Genomic DNA, 20166 nt, shown 5'->3' with positions numbered 1-20166 from the left:
GTGTTGCGGACCAAGCGCCCGCAACACCGATTTCGGTCAAGAATACCGGCCGGCGTCCCTGATGCAGGCCGAGCTCAGAGACTGACCGCCATGCCGAGCTTCTCCACCGTATTGTCGGCAGTAGCGCCCGGCAGTTTCAGGAACTCGGTGTAGAATGCCTTCTGCGAATCGACGCCGAGCCGGTCGGTCGTCTCATTCCACTCGGCCGCCGCTGTTTCTAGCGACGCCTTCGGATCCGCACCGGCCCACACAGCCGTGCACATGCGGTCGATGCTCAGGAAATAGTCCTGCGCGCCGGGCATGATCGGGTCGAGGAGGCCGACATTGGCCGAGTTGTTGAGATTGCTCAGATACTCCTTGGCGCTCGGGAACAGCGCGCCGTAAAGCTCGGATTTGAAGTGGGAGATGCGGTAGGGATCGCGTAGGGCGTATGGCAGCATGCAGCGCGCCAGCGAGACCGGCGGCGAGCAGGCCCATTGCATGAACAGGTAGGCCGCTTCGGGGTTCGCCGAATCCGCCGACAGCGCCTTGTTGTAGCCGGTTGCATGTTCAGGATTGCCGGGCACGACCGCATAGCCGACCTTGCCGGCGATCTGTGATTGCGGGATGAAGTTGATTGCGGTGGCCGATTGCGAATAGTTCGCGGCCATGCGGCCAGACGGCGGCCAGGAGTAGATCATCGCTACCTTGCCGGTCAGGAACGCCGCCCACAGCGAGACGGCGTCGAGTTCATTGTTGCCGGGGATTGACGCCGCATTGGCTGCAATCATGTTCTGCAGCGTCTTCACACCGGCATCCGAAACCAAGCCGGCCTTCATGTCGTCGCCGAACAGTTTTCCACCGTTGGCGCGGTACTGCTGCAGAAAGTCGAACTGGTTGCCGGGACTGCCCGCCTTGCGGAAATGGCCTGCGCCATAAACGTTCGGCGCCATCTGGTCGGTGATGAACTGGGCGATCTGAGCATATTCCTCCCAGGTCTTCGGCGGCGCCAGCTTGGCGTTGAACTTGGCTTGGTAGGCCTCCACCATCTTGGGGTCCTCGAAGATGTCCTTGCGATAGTAGAGAGCGAACATGTCGCCGTCGTCGAAGAAGCCCCAGATCTTGCCCTTGTAGGTCGGCAGCGCCTTGTAGAGCGGATGATAGTCCTCGAGGTCGGCCGGGTTCATGTATTTGGCGATGTAATCGTCGAGGGGTGCGATGACGCCGCCATCGGCTAGCGACGGCGTCCAGGCTGGCGAGATGTCGAGGACGTCATAGGCGCCGGAGCCGGCAATGTGCTCGGCGACCGCCTTGGAGTACTGGTCCGGGTTCGACAGTTCGACCACGTTCGACTTCATGCCCGTAAGCTGCTCCCACATCGGTCCACTGAAATTGCGCGGATCGAGGGCCTGCAGGCCTGCCTCGTAGGTCATGTTCAGCGTGACGCCCGAATGCGCCTTGGCCGCCTCGACGGCGCGGAAGGCGGAACCATCCGCAGGGCCTTCCATCGACGCCTTCATGGCCGCCGCCTGCGCCTGGCCGAGCGGTGAAGCGGCGTCTGCCAGTTCGAGCTTCTGCTGCGCCAGCGCCCAATCCGTCATCATGGCGAGTATCGGTCCAGACGCCGCCAGCATGCCGGTCACTTGGCCGAAGCGGGTTATGAAAGTTCGGCGGGTGGTTTCGCCGCGCATACAGGCGTCGACCTCTGCTTCGAGGCCTGCCTGAAAGTCACGTTTTTCATGATCGTTCATAGTGCTTGGTCCTCCCATTTTCGTTTGCCTTCACTCGTCCGCGGGCGCGGCGGTCGAGCATTCCTCTCGTGAAGCCGCCGCGAAGGCGCGGCGGCGCGCCGAATGCTCGTACTCCTATGTCCCGAAGCGGGCGGCGAAACCGGCCATCCGTCTCTTCCATGCCTCGCTTGAAAGCACCTCGCGATTGACCACGCCGCGCGGCTCGCGGCCGTGCTGCACCTCGATGACCGCTTTGACGTCCGCAGCACCGTTTCCGGCAAAACACTGGTCGGTCCAGCAGAGCGCGTGCGGCGTCAGGATAACGTTGTCGGACTTGAGGATCGGATCGTCGGCATCCGGCGGCTCCTGCTCCAGCACGTCGAGCCCGGCGCCGGCGATGCGGCGCTCCTGCAGCACTTTCGTCAGCGCCTCCTGGTCGACGATCGGACCGCGCGCGGTGTTGATCAGGTAAGCCGTCGGCTTCATCAGGGCGAGCCGCTCGGCATTGACGATGTGGAGGGTCTGAGGCGTTAGCGGACAGCTCACCGACAGCACATCGGCGCGGCGGAACAAATCCTCCAGCCCGACCAGTTCGATACCCAGGTTGGCAGCGACCTTGCTGTCGACGAATGGGTCATGGGCGACGAATTTCATGTCGAAGGGCTTGGCCAGGCGAAAGACCTCGGCGCCTATATTGCCGATGCCGAGCGACCCCAACGTACGCCCGACGAGTCCAACGCCCATATGTTCCGAACGCTGATTGAACCCGGCAGACCCCTTGCGGGTCAGCGCGTCCTTGGTGAGCAGTTTGCCGGTCAGTGCCAACATGAAGGTGATGACGGATACGGCGACCGGCCGCCGCACCCCATCGGGCGTGATGACCAGGACGATGCCGGCGGCGGTGCAGGCCTCGACGTCGACGGTATCGTAGCCGACTCCGAAACGGGCAACGACGGCCAGGCGGCCGCTCTTGGGGACACTGGTCGCATCGAAGCGATGGGTGAGCAGGATCAGTGCATCGAAGTCCTCAAGCTGATCGCCGCGCAGCGGACTGTTCGATTCCAGGAACGCCATCTCGATGCCGGGCGCATTGCGCAGCGGCTCCAGGTCGAAGTCGGGATAGGTCGGCGCGCCGTCCGGCTTGCGGAAATCACCGGAGAGCGCCACCCTGAACATTGCGTTGGCCATCGTCTCCTCCGCCTCACTCGCACCCGGCCCGGATCTTCGAGACCGCGTCAGCCATCGCATCGTGCAGCACCCAGACGTCACCCGAATAACAGATGAAATCGAAGCCTTGCGCGTAGAAGTCGTGACCCTGCTGGACGCTCGGCACCAGGCGTCCAAGCGATTTGTTGTGCTTCTTGGCGGCGGCAACGATCCTGTCCATCGCCGCGGTGAAGGTGGGATGGGCGAAGTCGCCGGGAACGCCGAGTGAGACCGACAGATCGAAATGTCCGACCCACAGACAGTCGACCCCATCCAGTCCCGCGATGCCGTCGATGTTCTTGACGCCGTCGGCGGTCTCGATCAGGCAGATGAACACCGAGCGCTGGTTGGCCGTTTCGAATTTATCTGTGACCGAGCCCGGACGGTAGCGGTCATGCGCGATCTGGAGCGCTACGCCGCGAGCGCCAGCAGGATGGTACTTCATCGAATTGATGATGTGCTGCGCCTGTTCGACCGTACTCACCATCGGCGCGATCAAACCTTCAGCCCCCATGTCCATGGCGCGGGCGAGGAAATGATAGTCCTGCGACGGCACACGCACCATAACCGGCAGGTCGGCCGCCTCGAAATAGCGGATCGCGCTCTTCACCGTTTCCAGGCTGAAGCCCGAATGCTCCATATCAAAAAAGACGAAGTCGCAGCCGGCGGATTTCAGAATGTGCCCGATTCCCGGCGTCGCGAATTCGGCGACGAGCGTGCCGAGCTTGACCCGTCGGTGCGCAGCCAACCCCTTGAGACTAGACTCTGACATGCATTTCCTCCCCTTCTCCCAAAGAGCACAATCCGGCTATGCTTTGTTCAAGGCGTTGCCTCGAGAACGAGATCGCAGATGGTCACCGACTTGGTGTCGACGAGCGGAGCGCTGTGCGTGTTGAAGTCATCGAAATGAGCCGTCCGGCAGTGTTCGTCGAAGGCAGCCTCGCTGTCATAAATCTCGTAGAGCACGACCCGGTCCGGTTCGCCGCGCGCCTCCGTCACGTCAAAGCGGCGGCAGCCGATCTCGTTGCGCACCGACGCGGTCGCATTGGCGTCGACGAGCTTTCGGAAGCTGTTTCGGGCGCCCGGCTTGAGGCGAAAATCGACCCAGACGACGAAGCTGGTCATCACATGGGCCTCGCGATTTCCAGATAGCGCCTCGACACGTATTCCAGATGCCTGCGCATTGCCGCTTCGGACCCGTCCGGATCGCGCGCGGCGATCGCCTCGAAGATTTCGCGATGAGCCTGGTAGGCCTTGCGGTCTTCACCTTCGGCCAAAGTCGTCCGCCGCTGTTCAAGCAGCCATTCGGCCAACGCCGCATGGATAGCTGTGAAGATCCGATTGCGGGTGATCACCGCCAGCACGTAATGGAAGTCCACGTCAGTGCGTTCGAAGCGCGTGAGGTCGCCGATCGACTGCCGGTTCATCTCTAGCGCCGCCTTGAGGCTTTCAATGTCCTCTGGCTTGGCATTCACGGCGGCGTTGCGGGCAAGCCCGACCTCGAAAAACAAACGTGCGCTCTGGAAGTCCTGAACCCCGCCCGGGGCCGAAATCATGTGCCGCGCCGGGCCTGAGAGGGCGTCGAGTACGAATTGGGGCGTGGGGCGGGTGACGCGGGCACGCTCGCCGGATCTCACCTCGACAAGGCCCATCTTGCTCAAATGCAGCAGCGCCTCACGGATTGAGGGGCGCCCAACCCCGAATTGCCGCATGAGTTCCCGTTCCGACGGCAGCCGCTCGGCTTCGGCCAGTTCTCCCTTGCGGATCATCCGCTCGAGGTGTTCTGCGACCTCGTCCGAAAGCTTCCGCTGCTTGATCTGAACACCAATCACTTGGCATACCTTTGATACCAGTCAAGCACGCTATTGCCTTGGTCCCCGCGTGTCAAACACAACTCAAATCGGTCGTGTCCCACCGCGGTGTAGGTCCGCGGTAGCGAAGCCGCTTGCGAGCGGACGGTCCGAGAGCTACTGAAGCATACACGACGAACCCGCGCGCTCCCCCTCGAACTCTACTTCAGCACTCACTTCCCCAACGCCGGCGGGGTCGGCGCCACGTCCACGAGATCGACCACCGCAGCGGGAATGGCGTCGCTGACAACGAGCGCATCACCATCGCGCAGAATCTCGAAATCGATCGACGGCTGGCCGGCCGACTGGGGCACGGAAATAGTCGTGCGCTGCCCGGGAGCGAGCGTGGAGATCACCCGCAGCGGCAGCGCGTCTGCTCCGGATGCCAAAGTTGTCACGATCCGGTAGCCGTCCCGCTCGACCGTATAGTAGACGACGCCGTCGAAGGCGGCGAGATGAACGCTATGCCCGTTGCCTGGCGCCAGTTCGGCCGCAGCCGAGGTCCCGGTCCAGACGAGGCCGGCGAATGCGAATGCTGCGAAAAGTCTGGTCATGGTCATTTCCTCCATCCGCCGGAGAGGCGGACGCACACAGACAATCGTTGCGTTCCGCTTCTTTCTCGACTCCATGCAGGATGAGCCCGACGGCGCCATTCGTAACGAGAGCAGCACGATGGGCCGACGAAAATCCGACGAAATCTTCCGATCGCCGACTAAATCCTCGACGATTGCTGGAATGACGGCGGCCTTTGCTGTAGATTGACCACAAAGAGACCCAACCGGCCTCGCCCCCGTGGGGAACGTTCCGATGGACAGATCGGCGCTGACGCCGATTCGCTTGAACGGCCGTACGGTCGACCTTCAGCGCGGCTCCATCACGGACCAGAGCGGGCATGTCATAGCCCTGAGGCCGCAGGCCCACCGAGGTGCTGAAGGTGCTGGCCGCTCGGCCAGGAAAAATCGTCACCAAGGATGAACTGATGCAGGCGGTGTGGGGAAACATCGCCGTCACCGATGACAGCCTTGTCCAGTGCGTCATCGAGATCAGGAAAGCGCTCGGCGACGAGCGGCACGAGATCGTCCGGACGCTGCCGAAGCGCGGCTATGTGCTGGAGGCGGAAAAGGCGGTCGAAGATAGCAGGAAAGTTGCCGGCGCTCGGTTGCTCTGGCTACGCAGCAAATCATGGCTGGGCCTCGCCGCCGGTCTCATGATCCTGATCGGTGCAGCCGCCGCCTATCTCCTTCCGACAACGAAATCTGGCGCCGAGGCACCGGCTATCGCCGTGCTGCCCTTCGAAAACATCAACGGCGACGAGAGGTGGGACCGTTTCGCCACCGGCGTGACTGAAGACATCATCACCGATCTGGCCCGCTACCGCGATATATCGGTCATAGCCCGGACCTCCGCCGAATTCTATCGCGGCAAGGCGCACGACGTGCGCGAGGTCGGCAGAGCGCTTGACGTCAAATATGTGCTGGAAGGCAGCCTGCAAGTAGATGGGCACCGCATGCGGGTGACGGCACAGCTGATCGATGCCGAAACAGGAGCGCATGTCTGGTCGGAACGCTACGATCGCCTCGCAGCGGAGCTGCTCGAAGTCCAAGACGAGATCACGCAGAAAATTGCGACCACGCTTACCGGCTGGCAAGGTCAGGTGACGGAGGCCGAGCGCACGCTGGCGCGACGCAAGAATGCAACTGGCCTCAATGCGTATGATTACTGGCTGCTGGGCATCGAAGCGAAGCACAGGATGACCGTGGCGAGTCAGCTCGAGGCGCGGGCGTATTTCGAGAGAGGGCTGAAGCTCGCTCCCGATTTCATGCCGCTGGTGCGCGACATGGGGATCACCTATGCGATCGAGATGGATATCGGCTCGGTCATCGACTTTCCAGCATGGGTCGATGCCCAGCGGAAGTATGCAGAAAGAGCGCTCGCCCTCGACCCGAACGACTCCACCGCAAATTTCACGATGGCAGTGGCCTACGCCTACCAGAACGACAGCGAACAGGCTGAACGCTATCAGAAGCTCGCGCTGCAGTTTGGTCCTAATAATGCCGACACAATGATGCAGCTGGCCTGGACTTACGCCGGTTGGCAGACGGAGCGCGCCCTGGAGCTTGTGGAACGGACGCTGAAGCTCAACCCGCGCTATCCCTCCTGGTGGAACTTTCCGATCACGCAAACCTATTTCGCAGCGCGCCAGTTCGATGAAGCGTACACGACGGCGAAGCAGTTCGGCGAGTCTCCCAGCCAGGCCGCGTTTGTCGCCATGAGCGCCGCGCAACTCGGAAAAAGCCAGGAAGCAGCCGAGGCCGTGGCCAAGGTGCTGCGAATGAAGCCCGACTGGACGGCGGAGAGCATGTTTCCGTATCCAGCCTTCTCGGACGAAACCCTACTGGCCGAAAGCGCCGCCAAGGCCGGGCTGCCGGTCTGCATGACGGTCGAGCAAGCCAAGACCAATACCGGCATGTTTCGCATGAAGCAGTGCGATGCGGAGCGCGTGAGGGCCGCGCTGAATTAGTGACGGTTTTGGCCGTATCTGCGAGACCGGGGCGACCTGGTCGTGTTAGAGGGGAACGGAACTGCCCCAACCTGCCTGATCGGTTTTTCTTCTTCGCCACGTGTGATCCGCTGTTCCAGCCGCCGCCGACTCGATTTGCAAATTGGCGCAAAAGCTCCCAATCTGGTTGCCGCCGCAGCAAGGCTTGATACTTGTTAGACGGCGAAACAATGGGAGGAGATTCGCACATGAAAAAGACCTGTGTCCGTCTGGCGGCAACGGCAGCAATGCTCGTCTCTGCCGCCAGCTCGGCTTACGCCGACAGCCTCACCCTCTATTGCGCCGCCGACGAGGCCTGGTGCCAGCAAATCAAGACTAGCTTCGAGGAAAAGACCGGCATCACCGTCGACATGACCCGCAAGAGCTCAGGCGAGACATATGCCCAGGTGCGTGCCGAGGCCGGAAACCCAAAGGGCGACGTTTGGTGGGGCGGCACCGGCGATCCTCATCTTCAGGCCGCCGAGGAAGGACTGACCGAGGAGTATATGTCCCCGATGCGCGGCGAACTGCACGACTGGGCGATCAAGCAGGCGGAAGCCGCCAACAACAAGACGATCGGCGTTTACTCCGGTGCGCTCGGCTTCGGCTACAACAAGGATCTGTTGGCCAAGAGCAACCTGCCGGAGCCGAAATGCTGGGCCGACCTGACCAAGCCGGAATACAAGGGCCACATCCAGATGGCCAACCCGAACTCATCGGGCACCGCCTATACAATGCTCGCGACGATGGTTCAGCTGATGGGCGAGGACAAGGGTTTTGAGTACCTGAAGGCGCTCCACGCCAACATCAACCAGTACACCAAGTCCGGCTCCGCTCCGATCAAGGCCGCGGGTCTCGGCGAAACGACCCTCGGCATCGTTTTCATGCATGATGCGGTGACGCAGACGGCAGCCGGCTTCCCGATCGTCACGGTGGCGCCTTGCGAAGGCACCGGCTATGAGATCGGCTCGATGTCGCTGATCAAGGGCGCCCGCAACCCGGAAGCGGCGAAGCAGTTCTACGACTGGGCGCTGACCGCAGAGATGCAGTCGAAGGCCAAGGACGTGAAGTCGTTCCAGTTGCCGTCGAACAAGAACGCCACCGCGTCCGAATTGTCGCCCGACCTGTCGACCATCAAGCTCATCGACTACGATTTCAAGAAGTATGGATCGAGCGCCGAGCGCAAGCGCCTGCTGCAGAAGTGGGATACGGAGGTCTCGACCCTGCCGCAGTGATCATGCGCGTCCGCACTGCCACAAGCGCGCTTCACCCGACCGTCGTCCTGTGGACGGCGGTCGGCTTGCTCGGCTATGCGCTGCTGCCTTGGTACGGGTTGGACAGCAATCTCTTCACCCTGTCCTGGCTGCTGGACGGCTATCCGCTTGACGATGACGTAGCGCCGGCGCTTTTCCTTGTGCTGCAAGGCGACAAACTCTGGCTCGCCCCTATCGGCCCGCTGCTTCTCGCGCCGCTCCTGCTATGGCGGCAGCGCAAGTCCGATCCCTTCTTTGGCTATTTGCTGATCGCCGTCGGCGCGACCGGCGGCGCCTATTTCCTGCTTCAAGGCTTCGGCATTGGCCTGCGTGGCTTCCAGTGGCAATGGCTGACCTCGCTGTTTGGCGAGCTTGATGACCGCCAGTTTGGCATGGGCTGGGGAGCACTGCTGGTAGGCTGCGCTTTCCTGTTCCTGTTCACCCTCGGGCTTGCGGCTCGCGGCGCGGTGGCAGGCGACGAATTCGTCGCCGGCTCGATCGGCTTCGTTGTCGCTGTTGTCGCCGTCTTCATCTTCATGCCGATCGGTCAAATGCTGGGGAGCGCGCTGCTCACGCAAGAGGGCGACTATTCGCTTCCCGTCTTTCTCGCGAAACTCTCAAGCGACCGGCTCTGGAGCCTCGGCTGCCTCACCGGCGGCCCGCGCTGCGGCGTCGCCTGGAATTCGCTCCTTCTCGCCGTGCTCGTCGGCGTGACGACCACCGCGCTCGGCCTTGTCTTTGCCCTGGTGGTGACCCGTACCGGCTTTCGCTACGGCGCGCTGTTGCGCGCGCTGACCGTGCTGCCGATCATCACACCACCCTTCGTCATCGGCCTCGCCATCATCCTTCTGTTCGGCCTCTCGGGCGCCATCAATCTGGGTTTCGCCGAGCTGATCGGCGTCCAACCGACGCGATGGGTCTACGGCCTGCCTGGCCTGCTCATCGCCCAGGTGCTCGCGTTCACGCCGATCGCTTTTCTGGTGATGATCGGTGTGGTCGAGGGTGTGAGCCCATCCATGGAGGAGGCCGCGCAGACCCTGCGCGCCAATCGCTGGCAGACATTCATCACCGTCTCCTTGCCGTTGATGCGGCCGGGCCTGGCCAATGCCTTTCTGCTCGGCTTTATCGAGAGCATGGCTGATTTCGGCAATCCGCTGGTGCTCGGCGGCAATTTCGATGTGCTGTCCACCGAGATCTTCTTCGCCATCGTCGGCGCGCAATACGACCAGGCGCAGGCGGCGATCCTCGCGCTCGTGCTCCTGTTCTTCACGCTCGGGGCATTCTACGCCCAGCGATTCTGGCTTGGGAAGAAGTCTTACACGACCGTCTCCGGCAAAGGCGACGCCGGCGTTCACTCTCATCTGCCGGCAAAATTGCGCAACGTCGTCTTCGCGGTCGCCGCCGTCTGGACGCTGTTTACCTTGCTGATTTACGTGACGATCTTCTACGGCAGCTTCGTCAAGCTGTGGGGGGTGGATTTCTCTCTGACTTTTGAACACTACGTGACGGCGTTCTCCATCGGCTGGAACGAGTTCGGCATCCACTGGCGCGGGTCGGCCTGGAGTTCTTTCTGGACGACCATGGAAATAGCTGTCATCTCCGCGCCGCTGACCGCGGCCATCGGACTCTTGACCGCCTATTTGCTGGTCCGCCAGAATTTTGCCGGCAAGGACACCTTCGAATTCGCGACGATGCTGTCCTTCGCCATTCCCGGCACCGTGATCGGCGTCTCCTACGTGATTGCGTTCAATGTGCCGCCGATCGAGCTCACCGGCACGGGCATTATCCTGGTGCTCTCCTTCATCTTCCGCAACATGCCGGTTGGGGTCCGCGCCGGTGTCGCGTCGATGTCGCAGATCGACCGCAGCCTCGACGAGTCGTCCCTCACTCTGGGAGCCAACTCCTGGCAGACCTTCCGCAAAGTGGTGCTGCCGCTGCTGCGGCCGGCCATCCTTGCCGCGCTGGTCTATTCCTTCGTTCGCGCCATGACCGCCATCAGCGCCATCATCTTCTTGGTCAGCGCCCAGTATGACATGTCGACCAGCTATATCGTCGGCCGCGTCGAGAATAACGAATATGGCGTCGCCATCGCTTATTCCGCCGTCCTTATCGGCGTCATGCTGGCGGTGATCGGTCTGATGCAGCTTGCCGTTGGCAGCCGCATGATCGGCCGGCGCGGTCTCGACGGCGATCTGGCGCAGTCGCGCACCAATGTCAGCCAGGCGGTCGTGGCGCGTCCACAGCCGGCGATCTCGGGAGGCGGATGATGGCCGAAATTCGCGGCAATGCCGCCTCAGTCGAATTCAGGAATGTCACCAAGATCTACGGCAAGAGCAAGGCGCCCGCCGTCAACGACATCTCGCTGTTCATCGAGGCCGGGAAGCTGGTCACCCTGCTTGGACCGTCGGGCTGCGGCAAGACGACCACCTTGCGCATGATAGCCGGACTGGAAATGGTAACGAGCGGCCAGATCCTGATCGGGGGCGCCGACGTCACCCGGCTGCCGGCTACCGATCGTGATGTCTCCATGGTGTTTCAATCCTACGCGCTTTTCCCGCACATGACCGTGACCCAGAACGTCGAATACGGCCTGGGCTTTTCCGGATTCGGCAGGAAGGAGACGGCCGAGAGGGCCAGAGCCGGGCTTGAACTGGTCGGCCTCTCCAATTTCGGCGACCGCCTGCCGAGCCAGCTTTCGGGCGGACAGCAACAGCGTGTCGCGGTGGCGCGGGCGCTGGTCCTGGAGCCGCAGGTGCTGCTCTTCGACGAGCCTTTGTCGAACCTGGATGCGAAGCTCCGCCGGCGCGTGCGCGAGGAAATCCGCGAGATTCAGCAGAAACTCGGCCTGACGGTCGTCTATGTCACCCACGACCAGGAGGAAGCGCTCGCCGTCTCCGATCGCATCATTGTCATGAACAATGCGGTGATTGCCCAAGACGGCACGCCACGCGACCTCTACGAGCAGCCCGCGAATGCTTTCGTGGCCGACTTCATCGGCGAAGCCAACATGTTCCAATGCGAGGTCGTGTCGGTCGAGGGCGACAGCGCCACCGTGCATCTGGGACCTGCCGTGCTGAAGCTGCCGGCTCGCGGCCGCAAACTGGGGCCGGCCATGCTGGCGGCGCGACCGAGCCGCCTCGAGATTGGCGAGCCGAATGCGCCTGGCGCCTTGCCCGGGACGCTTGAAAAAGTGACCTATGTCGGCAGCCACCTCGAGTTCGTAATTGCCACGCAATTCGGCGAAGTCTTCGTGGTCTCGCCGGATGTCGATACCGCGTTTCGAGCGGGGCAGCCGGTGAGCATCGGCTTTCCCGAACGCGGACCCGTGCTGATCACAGACTGAACGCCGCTTTGCAGAGCGCGTGGACCTTGTCGAACACGCCCTTGCCGCCCGCGATGACCAGTGTTCCTTCCTCGAGAACCGTTTTCGGGTCGGGCGTGACGACCGACCCGCCGGCCTCTTCGACCAGAAGCATGCCGGCGAGGCAGTCCCAAGCATTCATATGCTCCTCGACATAGGCGAGCAGCCTGCCCGAGGCGACGTAGGCAAGCATAAGCGCACCGGATGCATTGCGGAAAAACACGCCGCCCTCCTGAAGCAGGAGATCGATCAGCTTGGCGACGGTGCGCGCTTCACGACGATTGGAGAAGCCGGTTCCGACCGAGCCTTGCGTCAGGCTCTTCGTCGGGCTTGTCTTGATGGGCCGGCCGTTGAGGAAAGCGCCACCGCCGCGGCGTCCATAAAATGTCTCGCCGGTAGAGGGTTCATGGATAACGCCCACGACCGCCACACCCTCCTTGACGCAGGCGATGACGACGGTCCAGGCCGGGATGCCGCGTAGAAAGTTGGCAGTGCCGTCGATTGGATCTATCACCCATGTGTAACCCGATCCGCCGGCGAGTGCGGCGTGTTCCTCTCCGATAACACCGTCTTCAGGATATTGCGCCGCAAGCTCCCGGCGGATGAACGTCTCGACATTCCGGTCGGCCTCGGAGACCAGGTCCTGATGACCCTTGCTCTCGATTGTGAGTGTCTCCAGTTGTCGGAAATATTGCAGGCCGAGTTCGCCGCCGCGCCGCGCCAGCGCAGTCGCAAACAGCATCCGATCGTTATCGTCACCATTCACGCAGTCAATTCCGTCATTGTTTCTGCTTCCATTCGTTCCCCGGCTCTTTGTACTCAAGGCCCAATTCTGCAGGGAAAAGTTGAGGTTAACGCTCGGCGATAGGCTGCCATTCGTGGATGATCTTGCAACCTGGCAAGCAGAAAGCGAAGAAATGACCTTGGAACGGTTGATCCCGACTGCGCGAAACCGGCGCATTCAGCAGCTTGCAAAGCAGCAGCGTGCCAACGCCGCCATGCGAGACGAAAGCAATGTCGCCGTCGTGATGGGTCGCAAGAATGCGAAACACGGCCCGCGCGACGCGATCCTGGGCATCGAGCGCGCGCTCCCATCCGCGAACGCTCTCATGTGGATTGGCGAAGAAGGCGTCAGCAACTCGTTCGAAATCGACGGGTGGAAGGAAACCGGTCGCGGAGCGGTCGTTCTCGCCAAGGTGCTCATCCACTTGGACGGGCAAACCAAATCCCGCCGCCAGCAGGCCAGCCGCTTCAATAGCCTTGGCCTCGGAGCTCGACCAGATGGACGTCAGGCCGGACAGCACCGCACAGCCCGCGAAAGCCCTCATCCGGGTGACGCCGCGGTCCGAAAGCCGCCAAGCTGGAACTGGCGTGGCGGGATCAACGGAAACTTCCGGATGAGTGATAAAGAAGGCCGTCGGCATGCCGTTGCGCTCCGATAAAATCCTTCCGACGCCTAACAGAGCTGATCAAGCGCAGGAAGTATCAACACACACCAACCACATCATTGCACGGGCACTTTTCACAGCCTCAATGGATATCAGAAACAGGAACGTCTGTATCGCGCTGCCATGAGCGGACCTCCGGCCATCAAAACCGCTACATTGTCTCCAAACTCGTCGCAGTTCATTCCGCGCACCGGTCTGCGATTGGCGTAGCGCCCGATCAAGGCGCCGAAATAGGGGGGCAAGGATTCGTAGTCGGCGAGTTCCTTGAAGCCGAGCACGACGTTGTCGAGCTTGCCCCAGCGGTCGGGCACATTGATCGCCGTGATTATACCGCCATAGGCGATGAACTTGATGGACGCCCCTCTGTCGTTGATGAGCGTGTAGAGATCGACGGCTTTGCCGTCCTGCGTGTTTCAGAATGGGGACTTGTCCACAGAGCCGATGCCGGGCTTGTGACAAAGTCGATCGAGCACGTCTCGAAGCGCAGTTGCGGCTTGGTCACGCTCGTCAGCAGACATCAGCTCGGGCTCAGCTTCCAGTCTGAGATGCGGCAGTTCGGTTCGAACGGCGCGACGGGCAGCGACAAGATTGGCCTTCAAATCGATGACGCGATAAGTGGCGACCGGATAGGCGATCCCTTTGACGTGGATGCGGCCCAGCTCGTCGCAGTCAATCGTGTCCTTCACTTGCGCAAACGTCTCATAAGAAATGAGCACGGTCCCTGGCTGCGCCTCCTGCTCAAGACGTGAGGCGAGATTCACGGCGCCGCCGATTATCGTGTAGTCCATCCGGTCCTCGCTGCCGAAGTTGCCGACAGTGCAGTAGTCGGTGTGGATACCGATGCGGCAGCGCAGTGGTGTTTCAATTCCAATGTCGCGCCAGACTTCGGCAAGTTCGCTCATCCGCTTCTGCATGGCGAGAGCCATCTGCACGCCGGCGAGCGCGTCCTCCTTGACGCCGCGAGTTTCCGGATCGCCGAAAAACATCAGAATCGCGTCGCCGACATACTTGTCGATCGTCGCGCCATGATCCGAAGCAATTTTCGACATTTCCGTCAGCAGTGATTGAGGATCTGGGTGAGGTCCTCCGACTCCATCTTGTCGGTGGTCTCGGTAAAGCCGGCGATATCCGAGAAGCATATTGTCAGCTTCTTCCGCTGGCTGGCGATCCTGACCTCCTGACGGCCGGTGAATATCGAGTTGTACACCTGGGGCGCCAGGTACTTCGCCAGCTTGCTGGAAAGCGCCTCGAGAGCCGCGGATTTCTCGGCGAGGTTCTCCTCCCGTAGCTTCAGCTCAGTGATGTCCGAGTAGACCGCGACTGTGCCGCCGCCGGTGATCCGCCGCTCGCTTATCATGATCCATCTTCCGTCGCCTCGCCGCTGCTCCCACGCGCTCAGCGGATCGGCGGATGATGTGCTCGAATGTCGTACCGGGCGTCAGTTCGATCGCAAGGTCGCTGTAGAGCAGTTCGCGGTAGCGGCTATTGCTAAGGATGAGCCGGTCCTCGCCGTCGTAGAGAGCGAATCCCTCGGAGATGCTCTCGATGGCATCGATGAGCCGCTGGCGCGCTTCGGCGACCTCGCGCAGGTTCTTTTCCTCGACCTCGACTGCAGTGTCCCGGAAGAGCCTGAGCGCCTCGGCCATGCGGCCGATTTCGTCGTGGCCCGCGGCAGGCAATGGCGCACGAAGATTGCCGCCGGCGATTGCTGCTTTGGCTCACCCCTCCCAGGCGGGCGAGGAGGCTGCGGTCGACATGGAGCCAAACAACAAGAACGGAACTCAAGAGGCTGAGAAAGGCGGAGCCAAGGACAACTCCGGTCCCGTAGCGCTGGACGACCGCGGCTTCGAGACCAGATGCGGTGATCTCGCGGTCTGCCGCGGCGACCAGGCGATCGACGGCAGCGGTAAGACTGCGCGACAGCTGATTGTTTTCGGCCAGAAGCTCTTCGCCCTGCGCCAGGACGGCGAACTCGTCCTGCCGCGCCTTCGGGATGCTGTTTCCGCCGTCGCTCAGTGCCTTGAACTCGTTGACCCGCTGCTGGAAACGGGTTCGCAGTCTGTCGTCGATCTCGTTGGAAATCGTGTCCAGAACGGCGAGTGACCGGCGCAGCGGAAACAGGATCAACGCCAGATCGCCTGGCGTCGGCGCGTCCGCCGTGTTGACCAGCGCGTCATTGACCGCCGAGATCTCCTGCTGCGCCTTCTGCTGCGGGATGTAGGCCGCTATCGACTGGACCAGGTCGGCCGTCGCCTCCGCGCCTCGATCGGACGCGAGCGGCGTGTCGGCCGTGACCGCCCGCCATTGCTGGAGTTTGGAATTCATCACGAGCATGCCGGGCGCCACAAGGCGCTGGCTTGCATTTGTCGTAGCCGACAGGCGACGTAACAGTTCCTCTTTGCGCGCCACCACGGTGAGGCGGGCGGCGACAAGGTCGTCGAGGGCGTTGAGATTGCGCCGCAGACCAAGCACCGCAGCCTCGATCTCAGCCACTACCGCCGTGCTAGGCTTGGCGCCTTTGAGAGCGGCAAGCAGTTCCTCGAGGCGCGTCATCTCTGCCGCGATCGCAGTCGAGACCTCGTTATGCTGAGCCTTGCTGGTCGAAGCAAGTGCGGCCGGCGCAGTGGCGGCGACCCGCTCGGCCTGGCGCGACAGCTGGAGGGACGCGAGCGCCGACGGCACACGCTCCTTGGTGATGTGGTCGACGACCTCCCCCACCTCGAGGAAGGCATAAAGAGCGGCTGTTGTCGCGAGCACCGCGAAGGTGCTGATACCGAAAAAAGCGAGCAACAAACGGCCGCGTATGCCGAGACGCTTAAGCATCGCGGCGACGCATTGATTCAGCTGGCGCGGCCGATAGGGTCTGCACAGATTGGCTCAAGGCGATTCGCCGGATCGGTGGTCCATTACTCCAACGGCACGTATTCGCCACCCTTCCAGACATACCATACCCAACTCTGAACAGTGAGGTCGCCTTTATTATCAAAGTCCATACGGCCCAACACAGTGTCAAATTGATTGCCGCGCAGTGATGCAATCACGGCTTGGAGTTCTAGTGAGCCTGCCTTCTCGACCGCCTGCGCCCAGGTCTGGGCGGCGCCGTAACTGTGCAGCGTCCAGGAATCGGGTTCGAAGTTCTCGGCTCGGAATCGTTCGACGACTGTGGCCGCTTCGGCGTTTCGACGCGGGTCGGGGACAAAGGTGAAGAGCGTGCCCTCGGCGGCAGAGCCGGCAATCAGCCCGAATGCCTCGGTCGCCGTATCATCGCCCGAGATCAGCTGAACCGAGTAGCCCCGGTCGCGCGCCGCACGGACCATAAGCGCAGCCTCGGTATGATACCCGCCCATGTACAGCACGGCGATATCCGCCCCCTGTAACGTGCTGATCTCGGCCGAGTAGTCGTCTTTCCCGGGAGTGTAGCCTTCATAGATTGATTCGGTCACGCCCCGCTTGTTCAACTGCTTTCTTGTCTCATCGGCGAGACCCTTCCCATAGGTCGTATTGTCGTGAAGGATCGCGATCTTCTTGTCGCTCCAATGATCGGCCAAGTAGTTGCCGGCCTCGAAGCCCTGCGCATCGTCGCGACTGCAGACGCGGAAAACGTTGGCGCGGCCTTGTTCGGTCAACATCGGATTGGTCGAGGACGGCGAAATCTGCAGAATTCCCGCCGCCTCGTACACCTCCGATGCCGGAATCGAGGCTCCAGAGCAGTAGTGCCCGACGACGAACACTACACCGTCAGCCACCAGCTTTTGGGCAGCAGCCACCGCTTGCTTGGGATCGCAGAAGTCGTCGACCGTGATGAGCCGCACCGGCTCGCCGAGGACGCCGCCCGCCGTATTGATGTCGGCCACAGCCACCTCTGCGCCGCGCTTCAATTGCGTGCCAGTCCATTCGAGCTTTCCGGTCATCGGGCCTGCGACCCCGATCAGCACCTCCGCCCGCGCAGGACAGCTAAGCGCGGCGGCCGCGAGCGCGACAATAGCTACGGTGGTGATACGGTGCATGGATGCACCTCAAAGGCAGTAGCTTACGCCAATCCCGTCAGTGCTGACAGTCCTTTTCCGCGAGCGTCGCATGCGCCCCGACAACCAGAGTCGAGTAAGATACTCGCGTCCCGTCCTGTGCCTCTGCATGTGCGAGCAATCAACGAGCAGCTGAGGGGCATCGTGGAACCGCGTTCCCCGCCGCTCGTTTCTTGGTCAAACCGAGGTGGGAGCATCCAATTGTCGGCACGTTGTTGAGCAGATGACCTAGGATGCAACTGGTTGTGAACCAAGCAGCAGCAGAAGGAGTTGGATCGATGAAGCTTTATTCTGCACCCGGGTTCACCAGCCTGGCCGACCATATCGCGATGCTGGAGGCTGGAATTCAGTTCGACGTGGTCAAGGTCGATATCGAGACCAAGCAGATCGAAGGGGGTGGCCGCTATATCGATATCAATCCGAAGGGCTATGTGCCCGCTCTCGTGTTCGACGACGGTGAGGTGCTGACCGAGAATGTCGCGATCCTGGCTTGGGTCGCGGATCGCGCGCCGGAGCTCGCGCCGCAGGGTCATCTGGGCCACTATCGCCTGCTTGAGATGCTGAGCTTCATCGCGACCGAGATTCACAAGCGCTTTCCCACCTACCTAATGCTTCCTGAAGACGCCAGGGAGCCGATCGCCCAGGAAATACTGCGATGGTTCCGCTTCGCCGCAGGCCGGCTGGAGCGGGGGTATTTGTTCGGAAAGACTTTCACCGTCGCGGATCCCTATCTCTTCCAGCTGGCGCGCGGCGCGGCGGAGCTCGGATTTCAACTGCCCGAGCCGCTTCGCGATTACATCGCGCGCATCGAAGAGCGGCCTGCCGTACAAGCGGCTCTGCGCCGCGAAGGACTGGCATGAACGAGCTGGTGATCCGCGCCGATGGGGTCGAGCTCGCAACGCAGAGCTTCGGCAATCCGGCCCAGCCGCCGATACTTCTCATCATGGGCGGGATGGCCTCGATGCTCTGGTGGCCGGAGGAATTCTGCCGCCGAATCGCCGCACGGGGCCGCTTCGTCATCCGCTACGACCAGCGAGACTCCGGTCTTTCGACCAAATATCCGCCCGGTCGGCCGGGCTATGGCTTTGACGATGCGGTCGAAGACGCCCTTCGCGTGCTCGACGGCTACAGGAACACGGCGGCGCACGTCGCGGGCTTCTCCCAAGGCGGAATGGTCGGCCAGGGTACGGCGCTCAAACATCCAGAGCGGGTGCTTTCACTGACGGCGATCAGCACCTCGCCGGTCGGGGTGGACCGGTCCAGCCTCCCCGAGAGCGACAAGGCGTGGTTGGAACATATGGCTGTGGACGTGGACTGGTCGGACCGGGCGGAAGCGGTTGCTTACTGTCTCGAGGACGCGCGCCTAATCGCGGGAACGACACACCCATTCGACAAAGCCGAGACCAGAGCCTTCATCGAGCGGGATTTCGACCGCTCCGGCGGTTATCTCAGCGCCACCAACCACAGCGTCCTCTTCAAGATTGGCAAGGCATGGCAGGGAAGGCTGCACGAGATCAAGGCACCGCTGCTCGTCATTCACGGCACCGCCGATCCAATTTTTCCGGACGAGCACGGGATGGCGCTTTCCGAGGCCGTAGCGGGTGCGCGGCTCTTGAAGCTTAAGGGCGGCGGGCACGAGCTGAACCCCGGCGATTGGGACCGGATCGTCGAGGCGATCGCTGAACACACGGGTTCGAAGCGAGCCGTCGACCGGCGCTGACAAGACTCTGCCATGCGGCGCGAAGCGGACATCCAACGCGAACGCAGGGAAGACGGCAATGGGTCATCATCGTTGGTTGCGCCCAATGATAGCTATCGGGGAAGGAAATCGGCACATAAAGGTCCGGACCGGAGACAATCCTTCGCGTTCGGCAAGGACTCGGATGCGCGCCAGAAGGAGCCTTCAGCGGAAGGCAATCACGCTCAGGATGACGCCCAGACTAGGTAGTCGGGCCACGTCGGGGTCAGGGCTACGAGACGGCGTCATACGGGCAGGCCTGCCTTGCGGTAGCCCTCAAGCCAGCGTTCGCGGTCTTCTTGATGAGCGATCATGCGCATCTGCGAAGCAATCATGGTCTTTGGGTCCGGCTTGGGGGCTGGACTTCGATGGAAAGCCGCGACAGCCGCTTTCGACTCCTCGATGCGACCCAGCTGTGCGTACGCTGCAGCTTCGATCAGGTGCATATAGGCCGGCACATCGTGCCTGTGCCTGAGGATCCCAATTACTGTCTCGTATTCTCCCAACATGAAGTGGCAGTCGCACAGCACCTCTGATCTGGCATCATCCGGCGCCAAAGGGTCGATCCTCTGCATTTGGGAGAAGATTTCGATCGCCTCGGATGGTCGACCCAGATGGGCGAGAACAAATCCGCGGCTGAAGAGAGCCGATGCATCATTCGGATTGCTCGCCGTTGCACGCGCGGAGTGAAGATCGGCAAGCTCATGCATGCCGCTCGTGATATAGGCGGAAGCGGCAGCCGCATTGACTTCGGTATCGCCGCCGTCGAGCGCCACTGCGCGCGCCGCATGATGGCACGCGCGTTCGATCGCAATCTCCGGTTCAAGGCCCAACGCATAGATGCCATAGGCAAAGGCGGTGGCGGCCGCATAGTTCGGATCGGCCTCGATCGCTTTCTCCAGATGAACCAAGGCACTTTGCAGACCATCAGTGGAGTGAAACAGAGCCCAACGTCCCCGCAGCAAATGGTCGAAGGCTGTGAGGTTCGCCGGCGGCCTCCGGCGCGCGTGCTCGACTGCGATTCGACCAAGATGCCC

The 20166-nt window shown here is 61.9% G+C and carries 17 protein-coding genes and 2 pseudogenes; 7 read left to right on the top strand and 12 right to left on the bottom strand.

Going from position 1 to position 20166, the window contains the following annotated elements:
* Positions 1 to 74 precede the first annotated feature (74 nt).
* The 6 genes from AC0L3H_RS27910 to AC0L3H_RS27885 form a co-directional block, all read right to left on the bottom strand.
* The gene (locus AC0L3H_RS27910; protein WP_473587617.1) at positions 75 to 1730 is read right to left on the bottom strand and encodes an extracellular solute-binding protein; all 1656 of its coding nucleotides are present in this window, start codon (positions 1728 to 1730) and stop codon (positions 75 to 77) included.
* Between the two features lie 114 nt (positions 1731 to 1844).
* Positions 1845 to 2897: an NAD(P)-dependent oxidoreductase gene (locus tag AC0L3H_RS27905; RefSeq protein WP_473587616.1), complete on the bottom strand. Its 1053-nt coding sequence runs from the start codon at positions 2895 to 2897 to the stop codon at positions 1845 to 1847.
* 13 nt (positions 2898 to 2910) lie between these two features.
* Positions 2911 to 3687, bottom strand: a complete 777-nt coding sequence (locus AC0L3H_RS27900) for an HpcH/HpaI aldolase family protein (protein ID WP_473587615.1) — start codon at positions 3685 to 3687, stop codon at positions 2911 to 2913.
* A gap of 47 nt (positions 3688 to 3734) precedes the next feature.
* A complete protein-coding gene (locus AC0L3H_RS27895; protein WP_473494548.1) occupies positions 3735 to 4040 on the bottom strand; it encodes a putative quinol monooxygenase in 306 nt (101 codons plus the stop codon).
* Positions 4040 to 4747 (bottom strand): transcriptional regulator NanR, encoded by a 708-nt coding sequence (gene nanR, locus AC0L3H_RS27890; protein ID WP_473494547.1) that lies wholly within the window; start codon positions 4745 to 4747, stop codon positions 4040 to 4042. Before nanR ends, AC0L3H_RS27895 begins: the two co-directional genes overlap by 1 nt.
* Positions 4748 to 4938: 191 nt before the next feature.
* Positions 4939 to 5319, bottom strand: a complete 381-nt coding sequence (locus tag AC0L3H_RS27885) for a hypothetical protein (RefSeq protein ID WP_473587614.1) — start codon at positions 5317 to 5319, stop codon at positions 4939 to 4941.
* Between AC0L3H_RS27885 and AC0L3H_RS27880 the strand changes: the two genes are divergently transcribed.
* From AC0L3H_RS27880 to AC0L3H_RS27860, 5 genes are all read left to right on the top strand, one after another.
* Entirely contained in the window at positions 5318 to 5527 is a 210-nt protein-coding gene (locus tag AC0L3H_RS27880) for a hypothetical protein (RefSeq protein WP_473587613.1), read from the top strand. The two genes, AC0L3H_RS27885 and AC0L3H_RS27880, sit on opposite strands and share 2 nt — an antisense overlap.
* A gap of 163 nt (positions 5528 to 5690) precedes the next feature.
* The gene (locus tag AC0L3H_RS27875) at positions 5691 to 7286 is read left to right on the top strand and encodes a winged helix-turn-helix domain-containing tetratricopeptide repeat protein (RefSeq protein WP_473587612.1); all 1596 of its coding nucleotides are present in this window, start codon (positions 5691 to 5693) and stop codon (positions 7284 to 7286) included.
* A gap of 227 nt (positions 7287 to 7513) precedes the next feature.
* Complete coding sequence (locus tag AC0L3H_RS27870) at positions 7514 to 8539, top strand: ABC transporter substrate-binding protein (protein ID WP_473587611.1); 1026 nt, start codon at positions 7514 to 7516, stop codon at positions 8537 to 8539.
* 2 nt (positions 8540 to 8541) lie between these two features.
* Complete coding sequence (locus AC0L3H_RS27865; RefSeq protein ID WP_473587610.1) at positions 8542 to 10824, top strand: ABC transporter permease; 2283 nt, start codon at positions 8542 to 8544, stop codon at positions 10822 to 10824.
* Positions 10824 to 11900, top strand: a complete 1077-nt coding sequence (locus tag AC0L3H_RS27860; RefSeq protein ID WP_023803563.1) for an ABC transporter ATP-binding protein — start codon at positions 10824 to 10826, stop codon at positions 11898 to 11900. The genes AC0L3H_RS27865 and AC0L3H_RS27860 overlap by 1 nt, the downstream gene beginning before the upstream one ends.
* On the opposite strand, the gene AC0L3H_RS27855 is transcribed toward AC0L3H_RS27860, so the two are convergent.
* The 5 genes and pseudogenes from AC0L3H_RS27855 to AC0L3H_RS27835 all read right to left on the bottom strand — a co-directional run bounded on the left by AC0L3H_RS27855 (position 11890) and on the right by AC0L3H_RS27835 (position 17373).
* Positions 11890 to 12660, bottom strand: coding sequence for an inositol monophosphatase family protein (locus AC0L3H_RS27855; protein WP_473587633.1), 771 nt, complete (start codon positions 12658 to 12660; stop codon positions 11890 to 11892). The two genes, AC0L3H_RS27860 and AC0L3H_RS27855, sit on opposite strands and share 11 nt — an antisense overlap.
* A 109-nt stretch (positions 12661 to 12769) precedes the next feature.
* Positions 12770 to 13342: a histidine phosphatase family protein gene (locus tag AC0L3H_RS27850; protein WP_473587609.1), complete on the bottom strand. Its 573-nt coding sequence runs from the start codon at positions 13340 to 13342 to the stop codon at positions 12770 to 12772.
* A gap of 116 nt (positions 13343 to 13458) precedes the next feature.
* Positions 13459 to 13743 (bottom strand): annotated as a pseudogene (locus tag AC0L3H_RS27845) (aldose epimerase family protein); the annotation flags it as partial.
* A 36-nt stretch (positions 13744 to 13779) separates the two neighbouring features.
* Positions 13780 to 16189 (bottom strand): annotated as a pseudogene (locus AC0L3H_RS27840) (adenylate/guanylate cyclase domain-containing protein).
* A gap of 83 nt (positions 16190 to 16272) precedes the next feature.
* On the bottom strand, positions 16273 to 17373 hold the full coding sequence (locus AC0L3H_RS27835) for a branched-chain amino acid ABC transporter substrate-binding protein (RefSeq protein ID WP_473587608.1): 1101 nt from the start codon (positions 17371 to 17373) through the stop codon (positions 16273 to 16275).
* 251 nt (positions 17374 to 17624) lie between these two features.
* Between AC0L3H_RS27835 and AC0L3H_RS27830 the strand changes: the two genes are divergently transcribed.
* Both AC0L3H_RS27830 and AC0L3H_RS27825 read left to right on the top strand, forming a co-directional pair.
* Positions 17625 to 18251, top strand: a complete 627-nt coding sequence (locus AC0L3H_RS27830; protein ID WP_473587607.1) for a glutathione S-transferase N-terminal domain-containing protein — start codon at positions 17625 to 17627, stop codon at positions 18249 to 18251.
* A complete protein-coding gene (locus AC0L3H_RS27825; RefSeq protein ID WP_473587606.1) occupies positions 18248 to 19111 on the top strand; it encodes an alpha/beta fold hydrolase in 864 nt (287 codons plus the stop codon). The genes AC0L3H_RS27830 and AC0L3H_RS27825 overlap by 4 nt, the downstream gene beginning before the upstream one ends.
* A gap of 263 nt (positions 19112 to 19374) precedes the next feature.
* Here the strand turns inward: AC0L3H_RS27825 and AC0L3H_RS27820 are convergent.
* Positions 19375 to 20166: tetratricopeptide repeat protein (locus AC0L3H_RS27820; protein WP_473587605.1), on the bottom strand; the 792-nt coding region annotated here is incomplete at its 5' end.

The organism is Mesorhizobium sp. WSM4816 (assembly GCF_055811535.1).
Note: the sequence above shows the minus strand (reverse complement) of the source record. Positions and strands in the feature narration are given on the sequence as shown.

Coding starts and splice junctions, on each gene's coding strand:
- AC0L3H_RS27910 (WP_473587617.1), bottom strand. CDS start 1,730: ATGAACGATCATGAAAAACGTGACTTTCAGGCAGGCCTCGAAGCAGAG.
- AC0L3H_RS27905 (WP_473587616.1), bottom strand. CDS start 2,897: ATGGCCAACGCAATGTTCAGGGTGGCGCTCTCCGGTGATTTCCGCAAG.
- AC0L3H_RS27900 (WP_473587615.1), bottom strand. CDS start 3,687: ATGTCAGAGTCTAGTCTCAAGGGGTTGGCTGCGCACCGACGGGTCAAG.
- AC0L3H_RS27895 (WP_473494548.1), bottom strand. CDS start 4,040: ATGACCAGCTTCGTCGTCTGGGTCGATTTTCGCCTCAAGCCGGGCGCC.
- AC0L3H_RS27880 (WP_473587613.1), top strand. CDS start 5,318: ATGGTCATTTCCTCCATCCGCCGGAGAGGCGGACGCACACAGACAATC.
- AC0L3H_RS27885 (WP_473587614.1), bottom strand. CDS start 5,319: ATGACCAGACTTTTCGCAGCATTCGCATTCGCCGGCCTCGTCTGGACC.
- AC0L3H_RS27870 (WP_473587611.1), top strand. CDS start 7,514: ATGAAAAAGACCTGTGTCCGTCTGGCGGCAACGGCAGCAATGCTCGTC.
- AC0L3H_RS27865 (WP_473587610.1), top strand. CDS start 8,542: ATGCGCGTCCGCACTGCCACAAGCGCGCTTCACCCGACCGTCGTCCTG.
- AC0L3H_RS27860 (WP_023803563.1), top strand. CDS start 10,824: ATGGCCGAAATTCGCGGCAATGCCGCCTCAGTCGAATTCAGGAATGTC.
- AC0L3H_RS27855 (WP_473587633.1), bottom strand. CDS start 12,660: ATGCTGTTTGCGACTGCGCTGGCGCGGCGCGGCGGCGAACTCGGCCTG.
- AC0L3H_RS27850 (WP_473587609.1), bottom strand. CDS start 13,342: ATGCCGACGGCCTTCTTTATCACTCATCCGGAAGTTTCCGTTGATCCC.
- AC0L3H_RS27835 (WP_473587608.1), bottom strand. CDS start 17,373: ATGCACCGTATCACCACCGTAGCTATTGTCGCGCTCGCGGCCGCCGCG.
- AC0L3H_RS27830 (WP_473587607.1), top strand. CDS start 17,625: ATGCAACTGGTTGTGAACCAAGCAGCAGCAGAAGGAGTTGGATCGATG.
- AC0L3H_RS27825 (WP_473587606.1), top strand. CDS start 18,248: ATGAACGAGCTGGTGATCCGCGCCGATGGGGTCGAGCTCGCAACGCAG.